This window comes from Pseudomonas sp. PDM27, assembly GCF_019219205.1.
Lineage (GTDB): Bacteria > Pseudomonadota > Gammaproteobacteria > Pseudomonadales > Pseudomonadaceae > Aquipseudomonas > Aquipseudomonas laurylsulfatiphila.
This window is the reverse complement of the sequence record NZ_JAHUWF010000001.1, coordinates 803646-821329: the sequence shown is the minus strand read 5'-3', so window position 1 is coordinate 821329 and position 17684 is coordinate 803646. Positions and strand designations below refer to the sequence as shown.

The following is a 17684-nucleotide window of genomic DNA, read 5'->3' as shown; positions in this document are numbered from 1 at the left end:
CCGTGGGCTCAAAGGCCGCCCATCAAGGTGTATTTGAGTTCCAGATAATCCTCGATGCCGTACTTCGACCCTTCACGGCCCAGCCCCGAGGACTTGATGCCGCCGAAGGGGGCGACTTCGGTGGAAATCAGCCCTTCGTTGATCCCGACCATGCCGTACTCCAGCGCCTCGCTCATGCGCCAGGCGCGGCCCAGGTCGCGGGTGTAGCAGTAGGCGGCGAGGCCGAATTCGGTGTCGTTGGCCATCTCGATGGCCTGGGCCTCGGAGTCGAAACGGAACACCGCGGCCAGCGGACCGAAGGTTTCATCGCGGGCGACTTTCATCTGTGGGGTGACGCCTGTGAGCACGGTCGGCTGAAAGAAACCGTTGCCCAGCGCATGACGTTCGCCACCGCACAGCAGTCGTGCACCCTGGGCCAGGGCGTCTTGCACGTGCTCTTCGACCTTGGCCACGGCACGCTCGTTGATCAGCGGGCCCTGGGTGACACCTTCTTCGAAGCCGCTGCCGACCTTGAGCTGCGAAACCCGTTCGGCAAGGCGTGCGACAAAGGCATCGTGGATGCCGGCCTGCACCAGGAAGCGATTGACGCAGACGCAGGTCTGCCCGGCGTTGCGGAATTTGGCGATCAGCGCACCGTCGACGGCACGTTCCAGATCGGCGTCGTCGAAGACAATGAACGGCGCGTTGCCGCCCAGTTCCAGCGAGACCTTTTTAAGTGTCGGCGCGCACTGGGCCATCAGCAGTTTGCCGATGGCGGTGGAGCCGGTGAACGACAGTTTGCGCACCTGCGCACTGGCGGTCAGCTCGCCACCGATGGCGATGGCGTCGCCGGTGATCACGTTGAAAATACCCGCTGGAATGCCGGCCTGTTCCGCCAGCGCGGCCATGGCCAGTGCCGAGAACGGTGTTTCCGGAGCCGGCTTGACGATGCACGGGCAACCGGCGGCCAGCGCCGGGCCGGCCTTGCGGGTGATCATTGCTGCCGGGAAATTCCACGGCGTGATGGCCGCGACCACACCAATCGGCTCCTTGCTGACCACGATGCGCGCATCGCCCTTGTGGCTGGGAATGGTGTCGCCGTAGATGCGCTTGGCTTCCTCGGCGAACCACTCGATGAAGCTCGCGGCGTAGAGGATTTCGCCCTTGGCTTCGGCCAATGGCTTGCCTTGTTCCAGGGTGAGGATTTCGGCCAGGGCATCGGCATTTTCCAGCATCAGGGCATGCCAGCGCTTGAGCGTATTGCTGCGCTCTTTGGCGGTCAGCGCACGCCAGGCCGGCCAGGCCTTGTTGGCGGCCTCGATGGCCAGGCGCGCGTGCTCGGCGCCGAGGTTCGGCACCTGGCCGATCGACTCGCCGGTGGCCGGGTTGAAGATGTCCTGTTGCGCACCATCGGGCGCATCCAGCCATCGGCCATTGATGTAGGCCTGCTGGCGGAACAGTAACGAGGCTGCTGGGCTCATGCCGGCTCCTGAAAAAAGTGATGAACCTGTGGGAGCGGGCTTGCTCGCGAAGGCGGAGTGTCAGTCGACATTAATATGACTGACCCACCGCTTTCGCGAGCAAGCCCGCTCCCACAGGGGGATTGTGTACAGCCATCAGGCCAGGGCAGGCAGCGGGCCCAGCTTGCCTTTGTGGTAGATCATCGGCGTCACCGGTTGCTCGGGCAGGATCAGGTTCTTCACCGCGCCGACGATGATCGCGTGATCACCGCCATCGTATTCGCGCCACAGTTCGCACTCGATGATGGCCGTCGCCTTGGCCAGGATCGGGTTGCCCCGTTCGCTCAGGTGCCACTCGATGCCTTTGGCCTTGTCCTTGCCTTTACCGGCGAAGGCATAGGCTTCGGCGGTCTGGTCGGCGGACAGCAAATGAATCGCGAACTGCTTGCTGTCGCGCAGCACCGGGTAGGTGTCGGAGCCGTAGTTGGGGCAGAACAGCACCAGTGCCGGGTCGATCGACAGCGCACTGAAGGCGCTGGCGGTGATGCCGACGATGCCGCCGTCCGGGTCCAGGGTGGTGACCACCGTGACCCCGGACGGGAACGAGCTCATCACGTCTTTGTAAATGCCGGGTTCGATCATTTTCCAGGACTCCTAGCGCATCACGAAGGGATCAGGCATCGGTGCCTGGGACAGGTTGATCCACACCGTTTTCAGCTCGGTGTAGGCCAGCACCGAATCGATGCCGCTTTCGCGTCCATAACCACTGTTCTTGAAACCGCCGATCGGCGCCATGGCCGAGACCGCGCGGTAGGTGTTGACCCAGATGATCCCCGAACGCACGTCCCGGGCCAGGCGGTGGGCACGGCCCAGGTCGCGGGTCCAGATGCCGGCGGCGAGGCCGAACTGTGAGTCGTTGGCGATCGCCAGGGCTTCGGCTTCGTCTTTGAAACGGATGACCGAGGCCACCGGGCCAAAGACTTCTTCCTGCATGATCTTCATCGAGTTGCGGTCGCACTCGAACAGCGTCGGTTCGTAGAACCAGCCATCGCCCAGATTCTCAGGACGCTTGCCACCCAGGCGCAGGCGCGCACCTTCGGCGATGGCATCGGCCACCAGGCCTTCGACCACCGCCAGTTGCTGCGCGGTGGCCATCGGGCCCATTTCGCTGCTGTCTTCCTGGGGGTTGCCGATGCGAATGCGCTGGGCGCGTTCCACCAGGCGACCGACGAACTCGTCGTAGATTTCGTCCTGCACCAGCAGGCGCGAACCGGAGACGCAGCTCTGCCCGGAAGCGGCATAAATCCCGGCGATGGCGCCGTTGATCGCGCTGTCGAGGTCGGCGTCGGCGAAGATGATGTTCGGCGATTTGCCGCCCAGTTCCAGGGACAGCTTGGCGAAGTTCTCCGCACTGCTGCGCACCACATGCCGCGCCGTGGCCGCGCCGCCGGTGAAGGCGATCTTGCGCACCAGCGGATGGCGGGTGAGGGCGGCACCGGTGCTCGGGCCATAACCGGTGACGACGTTGACCACCCCCGGCGGAATCTCGGCTTCCAGGGCCAGGCGCGCCAGTTCGAGGATGGTCGCCGAGGCGTGCTCCGACGGCTTGATCACGATGGTGTTGCCCGCGGCGAGGGCCGGGGCGAGTTTGATCGCGGTCAGGTACAGCGGGCTGTTCCACGGGATGATCGCGGCAACCACGCCCATGGCTTCGTGCACGGTGTAGGCAAACAGGTCCGGCTTGTCCAGCGGCAGGGTGCCGCCTTCGAGCTTGTCGGCCAGGCCTGCGGTGTAGTGGAAGAACTCCGGCAGATAACCCACCTGGCCACGGGTTTCGCGGATCAGCTTGCCGTTGTCGCGGCTTTCCAGCTGCGCCAGTTGTTCCTTGTTTTCGGCGATCAGGTCGCCCAGGCGTCGCAGCAGTTTGCCGCGCGCGGTGGCGGTCAAGCCGCGCCAGGCCGGGCTGTCGAAAGCGGTCTGCGCGGCTTGTACGGCGCGCTCGACATCAGCTTCGTCGGCATCGGGCAATTCGGCCCAAGGTTCGGCCAGCGCCGGGTTGAGGCTTTCGAAGGTCTTGCCGGACAGGGCATCGACCCATTCACCGCCGATGCACATCTGGAAGCGTGCGAGTGTCATGCAACGATCCCCTTGATCTGGTTTTGTTGGGAGTGCGCGGCCTGCAGAAACTCCAGCAACAGCTGGTTGACCAGGCGCGGCGATTCTACGGGCATCATATGCCGTTGCTCGGCGAGCACGGCAACGGTCGCACCGGGAATGCGTTCGGCCAGTTGCCGGGCCATTTCCGGGGTCGAGCCGGGGTCCAGTTCGCCGGTGGCGATCAGTGTCGGCACGCGGATGCTGCCCAGGTCGTCGGCGCGGTACATGTCCTGGGTGGCGAACAGTTCATAGGTGGTCAGGTAACCCTGCGGGTCATTGCCGGCCAGGGTCTGGCGGATCGCGGCGATCTGCGCCGGGTTCGCGGCCTGGTATTCGCGGCTGAACCAGCGCGACAGTGCCGCTTCGGCGTTGGCGTCCGGCCCGTGTTCGGCAGCCTGGCTGGTGCGGGCGATGACCCCGGCGCGCTGTTCGGCGCTGCGGTTGAACACACTGTTGAGCACCACCAGGCCTTCCAGGCGTTGCGCGTAGTGCAGGGCAAACGCCCGCGCCACCAGCCCGCCCATGGAAAAACCGATCACCGTTGCCTTGGGCAATTGCAGGTGGTCGAGCAGCTCCAGCAACTGGTCGGCATAGCCGAGCAGCGGTGTGCCACTCTCTGGCCGCGGACTGGCGCCATGGCCGAGCATGTCGTAGGCGATGACGCGGTACTTCGTGGCCAGGCCAACGATCTGGCCGCCCCACATTTCTTTGTTCAGGCCCACGCCGTGGATCAAGACCACGGGCTGGCCTTGGCCGGTCGCCAGGTAACTGGTGCCAGCCGGGGTGAGTTCAGCGGTGAGCCGAATCATGGAGCGCTCCTGCAATGCCTTCTTGTTGTCGTTCTACCGGCCGGTTACTGGGCTTTTTCGGCGGCCAGTTCTTCCAGGTCGATGTAGCGGTTGCCGATGCGCGGATGCAGGCGGCCGCCGTCGGCGCAACCCAGGACCACGACGATTTCGTCGGCACGCGGGGCGTCTTCGATCTGCATTTCCAGGGTGATGTAGTGCGAACGCAGGCCTTCGTCGTCCTTGTGCATCATCGGGATCTGGATCGAGGTGCCCGGGCCGCCGCGCTTGTTGGTGAAGCTCAGGTAGCTCTTGGCCTTGACCGCTTCGCGGTAGTGGTTGCCGAAACGCAGGGTGTGGATCACCGCCGAAGCGTGCTCGATTTCGCCATCGGCACCGACCACCGCAGCCTTGCCGTAAGCCTCGATCTTCTCGGCACCGCCGATGATGCCCACCAGGCGCTCGACCATCAGTGCGCCGAGGTCGGAGCAGTTGGCGCGGATCTGTGGTTTCAGGTCTTCGACGAAACCGTTGCCCAGCCAGGGGTTTTTCATCACCACGGCCAGACCGACCATGGTCACGGGCTTATCGGTGGCTTTGCCGCCTTCAATAAAGGTTTCTTCGACATAGCTGACGATCTTGCGGATTTCGAAACTCATGAGCTGCTCCGTGGAGGTTTTGGGTGTCTGTGCGTCTGATGGTATACCATAATACCGATAGCACAAGTCCCTGAACGGAGTTTCTGGCTGGATGGCGTGCAAAAGTGTGCGCCGTCGGTCGCAGCGGACAAACGGCAGGCACGGGGTTACGTCGCCTTGGGGGGAGTTTTGTTCAGGAAGGCGAGGGAGCTTGCTCCCGCGGGGCGCTCCAGTGCGAAGCTGCCGGAATCCCCGGGGGGAAAACAGATCTGTAGGAGCTGCCGAAGGCTGCGATCTTTTGATCTTGATTTTGCTTCTGCGATCTGGAGATTGCTGAAGATCAAGATCAAAAGATCGCAGCCTTCGGCAGCTCCTACAGGGGAACGCGTGCACCACCAACAAAATCCGCCAGCCCGCCATCGCCAGCAAGCCGGCTCCTGCCGTTATCGGTGCTACCCGGAATTACGTGAACAACCAAAAAAAGGGACTGCTGTGCAGTCCAGCGGGACGGTGCGGCGATCCGACAAGCTCCCTCGCCACAGGGTTATCTTAGGAGGAGGGAGTGACGTTGCTTGATGGTCGTCAGGACTTCGCTTCCTTGGTCCCCAGCACATCACGGATGTTGTCCACCACATTGCTGTCCTTGATCACATCATTGAGCCAACCCTCGAGCGGCATGTTGCCCCATTTGATCGCGCGTTCGATCAGGTAGGGGACAGGGCTCTGGGGCTCGGTCTGCTTGAAGAATTGCGCGATTCCCGCCAGCAGGGTGAACGCCTCGTCGCGGGTCTGTGGCGTGGTGCGCAGCGGTGCGACTGGAAGGTCTTGCCGGGTCTGGGTCATTGCAGCACCTGTGGGTTGTGCGCCAGCGCTTTCGGAAACGGCCGGGATGGGCGCGGCAGCGGCCGGGTTCAGTTCGATGCCGCGATCCTTGAGCAGCTTCTCGGCCAGTTGGCCGGCGCGGGACAACACGTCGTGGAGCCCGGCAAAACTCGGCGCGTCATGGCCGAACAGCCTGTCGGCGGTGTTCTGCAGCCGTTGGCATGCGTTGAGGCTGGCGGCTATTTCGCCGGCCTTCAGGCGCAGGTGATCGGAGTCGGTCAGCACCACCGAACGCTGGAACACCTCGGCGTTGATCTTGCCTTCGTCGAGGGCGGCACGCATGGCCTGGGGGTTCTGCAACCCAAGGTTTTCCACGTGCCGGGATTCGTCATAGCGCAGCAGGCCGTACTGTTGGCCCTGGGTGATGGGCAGTCCGCCCACGACCTCCGCCAGCGACGTTTTCATCCATGCCAGGCGGGCAGCGCGTTCATCGACCCCATCCTCGAGGGACGGGAAGAGGTCGGTCCAGAAATTGTCCAGTATACGTTCGGCCAGGGTCAGGCCGAAGGTGATACCTGTGAAATGGTGCTTGTGCGCCAGGGCTTCGCTGAGCCAGGCGACGAGCATCAGGTCCTTGCTCTGTCGAGCCAGGCCCTGTGCAGCCAGGGTGAGGGTCAGGTCCCAGTCGGATGACTTCAGGTCGGTTTGCCAGTCACCCTGGGTCAGGTAGTCGGGGTCTGCTCGCCGTGCTTCTTTCACCTGATCGAACAAGGTGGAAAAGCTCAGGTCTTCGCCGCTCCCCTCGTTGATGGGCGCTGTCAGTTCGGCCAGCGAAAGGTCGTTGAGAAATTCAGACATGGGAAACTCTGATCAGGCTAAAAGAACACCGTGCCCGCCGGGCAGGCACGGTGCTGAAAACGAGCCGCTTGCACGGCCCGTCGTTACCACGGTGTTATGCGTAAACCTTGTTCGCGGTGCGGTCCCAGCCACCGGTGACGTTGCCGCCGCCCTGGCCATCTGCACGGCTCTGCTGGGTGTAGGTGGTCTTGATGCGAGAGAAGTTGAAGCTGATTTCTTCGATCGGCAGATCGCCAACGGCTTTGTCTTCACCGTCCTGGCTGCCGCCGGCGATCGCTCTCACGGAAGACACGATGACTTCTTCCAGGTTGATGGTCAGGTAGGTCACCTTGTCGCCACCGGCGCGGTTCACGTTCAGTTGGATATTTTTAATGTGCTTGCCGTTGCAGCAGTGTTCGAACAGCTTGGCAGAGGCCTTGTCCACGGCTTTGCGGATTTTGAAGTCGCTCAACGATGCGCGTTCCGACGAAGCACCACCCGACGAGCTGGCCGTCGCGGAAGTCGCTTGGGTGGCGCCGTACTCGTAGCCCAGCACTTCGATCCAGTCCTTGTGTTTTTCGTCCAGAACTTCACCTGGAATGCCGTCGATCTTGATGTATGCGTCAAATGCCATTTCTATTTTCTCCTTACCTTCATTTAAAGGGAGACGACTTGCGCGCAAGTCACAGCCCTTCGCTTTAACCTCTTTGAAACGATCAAGAGAGGTGTCTTATGCCAGCCCGGGCCTCTCGTCGAGATGACCCGGATGCCGGTAATTCTTCACAAGGCGCGCTTTGCTCAGTTGAGTGCCCGCACTTCGATCTCTACTCGCCGGTTAGGCTCCAGGCAGTGAATCAGCTGGGCCCTGGGTTGCTGCATGTCGCACTTGACCAGAGGCTTGGTGCTGCCTTCGCCGATCGCTTCCACCAGCTCGCCGGGCACGCCTTTGCCCACCAGGTAGGTCTTGATGGTTTGCGCCCGCTGTCTGGACACCTGCAGGTTGCCCTGGGGATCGCCGAGTTGATCGGCGTGCCCGGCGATGATGATTTTTCCGATGTTGGGGGTGCTGAGCAGCTTGCCGGCGATCGCACTCAGCTGGCTTTGCCCTTCAGTCTTCAGGCTCTGGAAATCCGCACGGGCGAAGGCGAACAGGGTGTCCGACTCCAGCGTGATGGTTTCGATCGAGCGCAACGACTGGGTCAGCAGGCTGTTGATGTAGTTGCGCGAGCTGGAGATCAGGAACGCGTTGTCGAGGATCTGCGGCACGTCCGGTTCGTGGATCTGGTCGCTGTAGAAGTTGATCTGGCGGCTGGCGAACTCATAGTCCGAGGCGGCGACGCTGGCGTTGCCGACCTGACGGGCAATCGCCGGGTACCAGTAATCCGGGATTTTCGCTTTCAGGAACCCGGGGTCGGCCTTCTCACGCTGGGCGCGCGACAGCATGACGTAGGTGTCCAGCGTCGCCTTGCCGAAACCGGCGATGGACTGCGCCCGGTTGTCATTGGGCAGCGCCTTGGGTTCGACGCTGTCCACACCGGTCACGGGCATCAACTCTTTGGCGTTGCGCTGATAGACCTTGAGGGTGGTCAGCAAATACAACGAGCGGGTCAGGTTGTCGGCCGTGGGCTTGAGCATCACGCTTTCCAAGCGGTCGAAATAGTGGCTGCGCACCAGTGGCTCTACCTTGTGCCCTTGATAGAGCCCCAGGCGCAGGCGCAGCGGCACGCCCTGATCGTGGTGTTGCGCGTAGTAGTGCGCAGTCCAGAACCGCAGGCGATCCAGGGTTTGCCAGGCGGTGTACTGCCCGGTGGCCGATTGATCGTCGGCGGCGGCCTGGGTCAGTTCTGTGGACAGGCTCTGCAGGGTGTTCTTGTTGTTGACGTACGACCAGCCCAACAGGCTGCACAGCAATGCAGCGACCAGTCCGGCACCGCCGATCCAGGCTGCCCTGCGCCGACGCTCGCGGTGGTTGGTGGTGTACAGCGCCACCAGGTGCTGGTCGGGAATGATGACCTTGCGGAACAGACTGTTGATGAACAACGGTCGCGGCTGCGCATTGCCGTCGGCGATCTCCCGGTCACCTTCCAGCGAGAAACGCTCTGTCACCTGCCGTGCATGGCCGCCCAGTTCCGGCTGGTCGGCATCGAGGGCGCTGGTGAAATAGAAGCCGCGCAGCAGCTCCGCACTTTGGTAAGGGTTGGCGCGCAGCAGGGCATCGACGAACAGTTGAAGCCGGGGCTTGAGGGCCGCCAGTTCCAGCGGGAACCGGTACACCGCCGAATCCTGCCGGGTGATCTGGATGTCCTGCGTGACCAGTTGCTGGCTCGCCACCTGTTGCCAATAGCTGACCAGTTCGTCCATCGCGACGCCGAAGCGCTGTCCCCAGTCGGCCTGTTCATAGCCTTTGTGGGAAAAGGTCTTGCCCATCACTTCGCCGCGGGCGGTCTCGTCCAGTTGGCGATAGAAGGGCGCGAAGCCCGGCACCAGGTCGCACTTGGTGAACACCAGGTAGACCGGCAGGCGCACTTCCAGCAAGGCATGGGTTTCCTGGATGCGTTCACGCAGGCGCTTGGCGATGCGCTCCTGATCTTCGAGCGAGGCTTGCAGGATGTCGTGGATGCTCACCGTGACGATCAGGCCATTGAGTGGCCGGCGCTGGCGATGCTGGCGCAGCAGTTGCAGGAACGCGCGCCATTTGCCGGCTTCTTCCTGGTTGTTCATGTAGCGCCCGGCGGTGTCCAGAAGCACGGCCTCGGAGCTGAAGAACCAGTCGCAATTGCGCGTGCCCCCCAGACCTGCGACCCGCACGCCTTCGCGCTCGGCGTAAGGGAAATTGAGCCCCGACTGGTAGAGCATGGTGCTCTTGCCTGCCGCGGGCTGGCCGACCACCAGGTACCAGGGCAGGGCATACAGCGCATCCTTGGGGTTGCTGCCCCGAGGCTTGTTGCTGTGCAAACGCTCGATGCTCTGCAACAGGCGCTCGCGCAGCAGGCTGACCTCTTCGCGATCCGCCGGGCTCGCGTTCAATACGGCCTGGTCGGCATCCTCGCGCAGCAGTCCTTCGAGGTTGTGATGCCGGGACACGCCGCGATAAAGCAGCAGCACATAGCCGGCGGACAGACCCAGGAACACACCGATGCCGGTCAACAGGCTGTTGAGCGAACTGAAGCCGAATGCACGCCCAATGCCCCACACCACGAAGATCGTGAGGAAAAAGCACACCCCCAGGATGTAGGGCTGATAGCGCAAGAAGTAATACTTGATCTTGTTCATACGGACTTCGAATCCAGGGCATCGACAAAACGGTCGATAACGTCACCCAGAGGGCGGTCGATTTCGGGAAAAGCGTGTTTGCGGTGGTGCTCGTCAAAGGCATCGAATGACGCCAGCACGTCATAGCTCTGCGAGCGGTCATGGATGCCAGTCAGCAGGCGATAGGCATCGCTGGTATTGCGTGAGGCAAAGCAGATCAGCCGGGGGCGCATGAAGTCGTCCGCCAGCAGGTTGATCTGCGGCACGGCGCGTTCGGGTGTCATTTGCGTCAGCCAGGTGACCCACAAATCGGCGGTCGGGTTTTTCAACCCCCGTTCCGCCGGCAAGGGCAGGGCGATGCCGATCGGCGTGGCCTGACCGAGGTGCTTTTTCAGGGCCTGGAGCCGGGTCAGCACGGCGTTGGTAACGAATTCCGGGTAGGTGCCCTGTAGCGCGTAGGCGATGTCGCCCAGGTTGAAGTTCACCAGGAACTTGTCGTGCACGCGCCGGAACAACTCGAAGTCCTGTCCTTGCAACGGGCGCAGGGCTTTGATGCGCTCGAACAGCACCGAAGTGCTTTCGCCCTGGACGGCCATGTGCAGCAGCGGCCTGATCTGCCCGCTGAACAGTTCGCCCAGGGTGAACGGATTGACCAGCGGTTCGGCTTCGCTGGCCTTGAGCGTCTGGAAAATGAAGAACGGGTAACGTCGGCCACTCGCATCCCTTGAGCTGATCAACCCACCCAGCAGCCAGTTGCCGTTGCGCGCGCGATAGCTGAAAAAGCACACCGGCAAAGCGTCGAACAACGCCCGCCAGTCTTCGCGATGCTGCAGGGCGGCCAGCGCCCCTTGCAGCCAGCTATCGAACTCGCAGACCTCGTCGCCCGCACCTTGCAGGCTGACGAAGTCCGGGCTCGCGGGGACCTTGCCGAAGCAGCCGATCATTGGCCGGATCCCGGGTTCAAGGTGCGGCGGCTCACAGCGCTTGACCTTCTTTGGCGTTGAGCGCGCTCAAGGCCTTGACGTTGGCCAGGTCGGTCAACTTGACGCCGCCGTAGTTGCGCACGGCGAGGCTGACCGGGCCACTGCCGGTGTTCCAGCTGAAGCGTTGCTGGATGCCGTCCAGATCGCTGACCCGTGCGCTGTCGTTCATGCGCAACAGGCCCCAGCGGCCCGGGTAGTCGAACACCGTGATGCGTTCGCCAGTCAGGGTCACCACATCCAGGCGTGCGCCCGGCGTGGTGGTCGTGCCCGGCCAGGAGAAGCGGCTCCAGCTGGTCTTGCCGTTGCGGTAGTGCTGCACCTGGCCATCGAGGGTGAAGATGATGTCGGTCAGGTTGGCCGAGGGCTCGAGCATGATCTCGAAGCCGTTGTCGCGGTCCGACAGGCTGGCGATCACCTGGCCCAACGAACTGGCCTTGTCGATGCTGTTGACCATGTTCGGGTTGACCAGCGGCGTTGCCTTGCTGTTGCTGCTCATCCCCAGGCCTTCGCCACCGGACAGGTTGCCGATTTCGTTGCGCTTGAAGTTCGGCAGCAGCCCGGACTCCGGGTCGACGAAACGCTGCAGGTCCTTGACCGAGGCTTCATTGCGGCTGCCTGGCGCAATCGGGTAACGGTGCGCCATGACCTGTTCCCAGGGCTTGGCGATCTGCTGTGCCCAGGCCTTGGCAATCTGTTGGCCGGCCGGGTCGCGCAGGGTTTCCCAGGCAAACTGGATCGGCAGGCTGAACAGGCCCTGCAACGATTCGGACAGGCCACCCTGGCTGGTGTCGACGGTGGTCTCGACATAGTTGCGCACGCTGGTCACTTCGCTTGGCAGCCCTTCGAGGGTTTCGCTGATCAGCTGCTTGCTGCTCTTGCCAACGTCCTGGGAGCGCTGGATGTTGTTCATCCGCACCTTGAGCTTGCGCAAGGCCGCGAGGTAGCGGTCCATGATCGTGCTGTCGGCGCCTTCGGCGTTTTGCACGGCGAAAACCCGCGACACCGGCTCGAAGCGCTTCGCCAGGCTGCCGTCATCGACCGCCGGCAACGGCGAAATCAGCGCGCTGGGCGACGTGTTCTTGCCATCGAAAATCCCGCTGACGCCGCTCCAGAATCCGTCATCGGGCTTGACGCCCGCCGGCAGTGTTTCGCGGGGGGCCGGGACATCCCATTGGGTGTTGTCGTTGACCGCCGCCAGGAGGATTTTCACCGGCGAGTTCTGCACGTCGCTGAGCAGGGCCAGCTGTTGGGTCGCGTTGGCCATGTCGGTGAAATGGCGAACGCCGACGCTGTCGATCAGGGTGTACCAGGCCTGGGTGTAGTCGCGCTTGTAGCGCGTCATGAACTCGCGGATGAAATTGGCTTTCTGCACGATGCTGTCGCCGCCTTCGCCGTCGAGCACCCAGTCCGATTCGTTCTGCAGGTTGCCCGACACCAGCTTGATCAGCTCAGGCTTGACGAACTGTTCCCAGCCCTGGCGGGTGAAAATCGCCGGCACCGCCTCGGTGCCGTACAGCAACTGCCGGCCGGGCATCGGCACCAGGTCGCTCAAGCCCACGGCCGGGAACTGACGGCTGGATTCGAGTTGCAGGCGCAGGTATTCACGGTCCACCAGCGAGCTGGAAATCATGAAGGACTTCAGGCTGTTGCGGGTTTCGCTGATGAGTTGCTCGTTACGCGACAAGGACGGTGCCTGGCCATTCTTGAGCAATTGCACGTAGACCGGCGAGTTGTCCTGGATCACCGCCGTGCTGACAGGATTGTCGGCACTGGCGGTATTGGCCCAGGCCACCGGCAACGCAGCGCCGACGAACTCCGGGTCCGGGTGGGTGCCGGGTTGCGTCAGCATCAGGTAGAGCTTCAGTGCGTTATAGGACTCGATGATGGACGCGACTTGTCGCTCATCCAGGCGCCCGAGCATTTCTTCGGACAACGACAGCCCGCCGGTGGTCGCCGACAAATCCGCGGCATCGCTGGCCGTGGCCGGGTTGCGCAGTGCTGCCAGCGCTTCGCTGCGTGCCTTGTTGGCAGCGCCCTTGGCCGAGCCGCTCAGGCGACTGGCCGCCTCACCGGTACTGCGCGGCAAGCCGCTCAGGCGACTGGCCGCCTCACCGGTACTGCGCGGCAAGCCGTTCAGGCGGGTGGGCAGCTTCAGGCCTTGCGCACGGCCTTTGCCGGCGTTGGCCTTGGACGACGCCGAGGCAAAGCTGTTCTGCGGGTCCATGGTTTTGGCGAACTCGTTGAAGGCGCGCATCTGCAATTGCAGTTGCAAGGTGACGGGTTCCAGCGCCTGGGTACGCAGTTGTTGCAAATAGGCGGCTTGCGCGACGCGGTAGATGTCGTCACCGCGATACAGTCCTGCGCCCAGCTGCAACGGCACGCCTTTGGCACGGTTCTTCTCGATGACCGAGAGTTGCTCGCGCAACAGCTCCAGGCCTTGGCCCGAGGCGAGCAACCCGGCACGCTCCGGGGACTGTTGCAGCTCGGTCAGTTGCTCGCGCAACGTGGCCAGCCACTGACGGTTGTTCTGGAACGACAGGGCTTGCCAGCCAATGAACGCGACGCCGGCCAGTACCGCCAGGCCCAGCAGGGCAGGGCTGACGGAGGTGTTCTTGCCAAGGCGCGACTGATAAAGGGTCAGGTCGCGATCCGGGAAGATCACCCGGCGGAACGTATCGGTAATGAAATAGCTGCGGTCGCTGATTTTCTTGCCGGTGCTTGGCTCCGATTGCTCATGTTCCGGTTGCTCTTGTTCCGGTTGCAAGGCGAACGACTCGGCCAGGTCGTCTTCATACACCTGGCCCAGCTGCTGGTCGGTCTGCAGGGCGCTGGTGAAATACAGCCCGCGCAGCAACAGGGGCGCACCGCTGCGACCGGTCTCGGCGAAGTGCTGGAGAAACTGCTCCAGCACGCCGGACAGTTCGGCGAAATAGTTCGGGAAGTTCAGCAGTGCGCTGTTGGCATCGGCACCCAGCGCAATCATCTGGGCGTCGACGTGACGGCGAATATGGTTGTGCAGATTGGCCAGCTTGGCATCCAGCACCGGGCGCAGACCCTGGTTGCGGATCTCGGACAAACCGAAGGTCATGCCCAGCGGTTGCTGGCGTTCGTTCAGGTCCAGGCCCTCGAACGCCTGGCTGAAGCCCGGCAGTTGATCGGTCTTGCTCAGCATCAGGTAGATCGGTGGACTGGCGTCCAGGCAAGCGTTGTACTCCTCGATGCGCGACACCAGTTGCGCGGCGAGTTCGTTGCGCTCGGCCGCACTGCACGCCAGCAGTTCAGGCAGGCTCACCACCAGCACCAGGCCGTTGACGGCGGCCTTGCTGCGTTGCTTTTTCAGCATGCGCAGGAAGGCGGCGAACTCGCTGGCCGACGGGTCGTCCCGCAGGTAACGGCCGGCCGTATCGATCATCACGGCCTCGGGGCTGAAGTACCAATCGCAATGCTGGGTGCCGCTTTCGGTGTCGTTGGCGCTGCTGGCAATGCTTGCGGAAAGGCCCGAGCGGGTCAGCAACGAGGTCTTGCCCGCCGCGGACATGCCGATGACCAGGTACCACGGCAAATCGTAAAGTGCCGACGAGCCGCCGCCACCGGCCGAGCGGTCGGTGCGCAGCATCGCAATCGCGTGCTTGAGACGTTCGCGCAGCACCTGCTGATCGCGGAACTCACCGGTGGACTTGAGCGAGCGATCGACTTCGATCTGCACCAGGTTTTCAAGGTTGTGCTCCGCCCGGATACGCTTGTACTGACGCAGCACAATGATCAGCAGGTAGAAGGCGCTGACGATCGCCATCGCCTCCGGCGCATAACCGCGCAGCCAGCTCACATGCGGCGCGACGAACCAGCAGACCGCCAGGCTCGCCAGCCACAGGGCGGGAACGAGGAACCAAAAGCTTTTCAACAAACGCAATAATGTCTTCATGTCTTCCTGACTCGGTTACCTGACCTGTGCTCAGGCACTGAACAGCTGGCTGATTTGTTCGGACAACGCGGCTACGTCCTTGGCCAGCAACCAGTCCAGCGTCAGGTAGACACCTGCGCAGACCAGCGCAATCAGCGCCAGGTAGAGCCAGAGGGGAACTTCATGGCGCAGCATTTGCGAGACCTGGTCGGGCAACGCCCAGTCAGGCGAGAGGGCCTTGGGCGTCTTGCGATAACGCGCGATGTCCTGGCCCAGGGTATTGGCCAGGTAACGCAGCTGATCCTTTTGCCCGAGGCTGAACTTGCCTTCGAAGCCCAGGGCCAGGCACAGGTGGTAGACCTCGAGCACATCAAGGTGCTGTTTGACGTCGCCACGCAGGGCATCGATTTTTTCGAAGAAGCCTTCGCCGGCCAGGTGCACGCCGAAGTAGCGGAACTGCAGCGGCTGCAATTCAAAGTGCCGGCGCAACTCGTTGTCCCCGGAGCGCAACACGCTTTCATCGAGGAACGCACACAGGGCGTACTGGGTGTCCTTCACCTGTTCGACGCTGTAGTTGGCGCTGCGGGCATCGCGCTCCAGTGCCTTGAAGAAGGTGTCGACACTGGCCTCGAAGGCGCTGACCGACGTCACTTGCCGGCCCTTGCGCACGATCAGCGCCATGCTGATGAAGTCTTGCACCAGGTCTTTGAGCGTCGGTTTTTCACGGGCGGCCGCAACGGCGCCTTGCAGTACGGCTTCGGTCATTTGAGTACCGCCATCAGTTCAAGCTTGAGGTTGGTGAAGGCGCTGGGCGCGTAGAAAGAGATGGCCTGGGCGCTCATCATTCGTTCATACACCCGGCCGTGGGGCTCGATGGAGAAGTAGTGATTGTCCAGTCGCACCGGAATCGCATTGGGCAGGCGGGTCGAATGATTGAGGGTGACGCCGGGCATGGCGCTGTTGACCACCACTTCGATGTCTTCCGGCGAGCCGACCTTGAACGCCCGTGGCACCAGCTCCAGCAGGCTTGCGCCCGGCATGTCGGCGTGCACGGAGATGTAGAAGTCCGCCTCGGCCAACCGTGGGTCGTGCAATTGCCCTTGCCAGTAAGAGGGTTTGGTCTGGGTCAGGTTGATCACCACACACTGGTTCGGCACGACGTTGTCGAGCAGCACGCGAATCATTTCGTCGAGCTTGACCAGCGAGGCCGCCGGGTCGTGGTGGTCGTATTCGGGGATGTCGTTGAGCTGCGTATCCAGCGAGAACGTCAGCAGGCCTCCGGCGAGTTCGGCCAGGAACAGATACAAGCGCTCGGGGTGCAGGCGCGGATGCGCGAGCAGGTGCGCCAGGCTCGGGTGGGCACGGTTCACCGTGTTCAACAGCCAGAACAGGGTGACGTCGCTGGAGCCAAATTCGGCGATCTGGTCCGCGCGCTCGCGACGACGACCCGACAAGGCCTTGCTCTTGGATTGCAGGGCGCCGAGCAAACGCTTGCCCAGTCCGACCAGGGTGTCGTGGGTGCCCAGGTGCAGCGTCGGGTGCACGAAATGCCCGTCGAGGTTGAAGCCGCCGATGTTGTTGCGCGACAACCGGGCAATCGGGCACCAGGTGTAGCCATCGAGGTTGTCGCCGTCGATCAGCATCACCACGTTCAGGCGCAGGCTGGTGATTTCGTTTTCCAGGTCGCCCTCGTTGAGGTCCGGCAAGGTGTCGAACTGCTTGCGAAAGCGCCGCCCGGTCTTCTGCTCCTGGCCGTCTTCGACGTAGTTCAGGCCGAATGGCTCGGGCAGTTTCAGCGCGGCGTAGACCTTCAGGTCGTTGCCCTTGAGCAGGTCCTTCAGGTCACGGGCCGCCGGCAGCGGGTCGTGCTGCGGTGCGTCGAACAGGCTGCCGTCGGGAAACACCAGCTTCAGGCGCTTGAGCTGCAGGGAGCCGGTGGCAAGGGCTTCCTCGTCCACTTCGAGCAACTGCACGCCCCAGTGAAAAGGCGTGTTGCGCAGGGTCGCCTGCGCCAGCTGATGCTGGTGGAACTCATCCTGATACTGGAAATGTTGTGGCAAAAGGAACATGCCTTCGGACCACATCACCCGGCTTTGCTTACTCATTGAGCGCTTTCCAATAATGAATTCAATTTCGACTCCACGGCTTTTTCCGCGGAGGCACTCGCCTGGTCCTGGGCTTTCTGTACCACGGCGTCCTGCACGCGCTCGGTCAGCGTGGGTTCGGCCGGTTGCTCAGCGGCTTTGGCCAGTTGTTCCTGGGTCTTGGGTTTATCGAGGACATCGACACCACTGACGGCAGACACCGTGTTGTTGTCCACCAGCACACGCAAGCCGTCGGAGGAGAACCAGATGCCGTCCTTGCGCAGGGAGTTGGCGTCGAACGCGACCTTCCAGCGGCTGTTCTCGTCGTTGCGGAAAAAAGCCGCGACGCCGACATAGCCCGCCGCCTTGTTCAGCGGCCACTTGTCGACTTGCCCCATGCCGGGCAACAAGGTGATTTCGCGGTTTTCGATCAGGGTATTGCCGAGGGCTTTTTGCGGGTCGTCCCACAGCGAGTCGGCATCCACCGACGCAAAGCGCTCCAGCGAAGTCAGCTGGTACACCCGCAGCACCACCGAAAGCGGCTTGCCGGCCGCATCGGGGTTGAGCTGGTTGCCGCCGTCGGACGTGAGGATGACCTTCTCGTTATCCTCGAACAGCATGTCGCCGGCCCAGGTATTGTCGACCCGCTTGCCGACCCGGTCGGTGACGCCGCAGGCGCTGAGTACCGTCATCATCGCCACCGCCGTCAGGCATTTGGCCAACGTCGTCCTCGCGGGACGCTTCCCTGAATATCTCTTGTCCATGACCACTACCTGTTAATGCCCG

Annotated in this window: 13 protein-coding genes; all 13 read right to left on the bottom strand. The window is 62.7% G+C overall.

The window, feature by feature from the left end:
* Positions 1-8: 8 nt before the first annotated feature.
* Entirely contained in the window at positions 9-1460 is a 1452-nt protein-coding gene (locus KW838_RS03640; protein ID WP_218500421.1) for an NAD-dependent succinate-semialdehyde dehydrogenase, read from the bottom strand.
* A gap of 135 nt (positions 1461-1595) precedes the next feature.
* Positions 1596-2081: a flavin reductase family protein gene (locus KW838_RS03635; protein WP_007991923.1), complete on the bottom strand. Its 486-nt coding sequence runs from the start codon at positions 2079-2081 to the stop codon at positions 1596-1598.
* A 12-nt stretch (positions 2082-2093) separates the two neighbouring features.
* A complete protein-coding gene (locus KW838_RS03630; RefSeq protein WP_218500420.1) occupies positions 2094-3575 on the bottom strand; it encodes an aldehyde dehydrogenase in 1482 nt (493 codons plus the stop codon).
* On the bottom strand, positions 3572-4405 hold the full coding sequence (locus KW838_RS03625; RefSeq protein ID WP_007978706.1) for an alpha/beta fold hydrolase: 834 nt from the start codon (positions 4403-4405) through the stop codon (positions 3572-3574). Before KW838_RS03625 ends, KW838_RS03630 begins: the two co-directional genes overlap by 4 nt.
* 44 nt (positions 4406-4449) lie before the next feature.
* Positions 4450-5040, bottom strand: a complete 591-nt coding sequence (locus KW838_RS03620; protein ID WP_007978708.1) for an amino acid synthesis family protein — start codon at positions 5038-5040, stop codon at positions 4450-4452.
* A gap of 561 nt (positions 5041-5601) precedes the next feature.
* Entirely contained in the window at positions 5602-6699 is a 1098-nt protein-coding gene (gene tssA, locus KW838_RS03615; RefSeq protein ID WP_218500419.1) for a type VI secretion system protein TssA, read from the bottom strand.
* Between the two features lie 94 nt (positions 6700-6793).
* Positions 6794-7312 (bottom strand): type VI secretion system tube protein Hcp, encoded by a 519-nt coding sequence (locus KW838_RS03610; protein ID WP_218500418.1) that lies wholly within the window; start codon positions 7310-7312, stop codon positions 6794-6796.
* 164 nt (positions 7313-7476) lie between these two features.
* Positions 7477-9951 (bottom strand): type VI secretion system membrane subunit TssM, encoded by a 2475-nt coding sequence (tssM, locus tag KW838_RS03605; protein ID WP_218500417.1) that lies wholly within the window; start codon positions 9949-9951, stop codon positions 7477-7479.
* Positions 9948-10874, bottom strand: a complete 927-nt coding sequence (tagF, locus tag KW838_RS03600; RefSeq protein WP_218500416.1) for a type VI secretion system-associated protein TagF — start codon at positions 10872-10874, stop codon at positions 9948-9950. The genes tssM and tagF overlap by 4 nt, the downstream gene beginning before the upstream one ends.
* A gap of 31 nt (positions 10875-10905) precedes the next feature.
* A complete protein-coding gene (locus KW838_RS03595; RefSeq protein WP_218500415.1) occupies positions 10906-14835 on the bottom strand; it encodes a type VI secretion protein IcmF/TssM N-terminal domain-containing protein in 3930 nt (1309 codons plus the stop codon).
* Between the two features lie 30 nt (positions 14836-14865).
* Positions 14866-15579 carry a type IVB secretion system protein IcmH/DotU gene (icmH, locus tag KW838_RS03590; protein WP_102701748.1) on the bottom strand — a complete coding sequence of 238 codons (714 nt, stop codon included), beginning with the start codon at positions 15577-15579 and terminating at the stop codon, positions 14866-14868.
* Positions 15576-16919 (bottom strand): type VI secretion system baseplate subunit TssK, encoded by a 1344-nt coding sequence (gene tssK, locus KW838_RS03585; protein WP_007978722.1) that lies wholly within the window; start codon positions 16917-16919, stop codon positions 15576-15578. Before tssK ends, icmH begins: the two co-directional genes overlap by 4 nt.
* Positions 16916-17662, bottom strand: coding sequence for a type VI secretion system lipoprotein TssJ (tssJ, locus tag KW838_RS03580; protein WP_218500414.1), 747 nt, complete (start codon positions 17660-17662; stop codon positions 16916-16918). Before tssJ ends, tssK begins: the two co-directional genes overlap by 4 nt.
* Positions 17663-17684: the final 22 nt, after the last annotated feature.

What these genes read in the sequence shown, in the direction of transcription:
- KW838_RS03640 (WP_218500421.1), bottom strand. Translation starts at nt 1,460, where the DNA reads ATGAGCCCAGCAGCCTCGTTACTGTTCCGCCAGCAGGCCTACATCAAT.
- KW838_RS03635 (WP_007991923.1), bottom strand. Translation starts at nt 2,081, where the DNA reads ATGATCGAACCCGGCATTTACAAAGACGTGATGAGCTCGTTCCCGTCC.
- KW838_RS03630 (WP_218500420.1), bottom strand. Translation starts at nt 3,575, where the DNA reads ATGACACTCGCACGCTTCCAGATGTGCATCGGCGGTGAATGGGTCGAT.
- KW838_RS03625 (WP_007978706.1), bottom strand. Translation starts at nt 4,405, where the DNA reads ATGATTCGGCTCACCGCTGAACTCACCCCGGCTGGCACCAGTTACCTG.
- KW838_RS03620 (WP_007978708.1), bottom strand. Translation starts at nt 5,040, where the DNA reads ATGAGTTTCGAAATCCGCAAGATCGTCAGCTATGTCGAAGAAACCTTT.
- tssA (WP_218500419.1), bottom strand. Translation starts at nt 6,699, where the DNA reads ATGTCTGAATTTCTCAACGACCTTTCGCTGGCCGAACTGACAGCGCCC.
- KW838_RS03610 (WP_218500418.1), bottom strand. Translation starts at nt 7,312, where the DNA reads ATGGCATTTGACGCATACATCAAGATCGACGGCATTCCAGGTGAAGTT.
- tssM (WP_218500417.1), bottom strand. Translation starts at nt 9,951, where the DNA reads ATGAACAAGATCAAGTATTACTTCTTGCGCTATCAGCCCTACATCCTG.
- tagF (WP_218500416.1), bottom strand. Translation starts at nt 10,874, where the DNA reads ATGATCGGCTGCTTCGGCAAGGTCCCCGCGAGCCCGGACTTCGTCAGC.
- KW838_RS03595 (WP_218500415.1), bottom strand. Translation starts at nt 14,835, where the DNA reads ATGAAGACATTATTGCGTTTGTTGAAAAGCTTTTGGTTCCTCGTTCCC.
- icmH (WP_102701748.1), bottom strand. Translation starts at nt 15,579, where the DNA reads ATGACCGAAGCCGTACTGCAAGGCGCCGTTGCGGCCGCCCGTGAAAAA.
- tssK (WP_007978722.1), bottom strand. Translation starts at nt 16,919, where the DNA reads ATGAGTAAGCAAAGCCGGGTGATGTGGTCCGAAGGCATGTTCCTTTTG.
- tssJ (WP_218500414.1), bottom strand. Translation starts at nt 17,662, where the DNA reads ATGGACAAGAGATATTCAGGGAAGCGTCCCGCGAGGACGACGTTGGCC.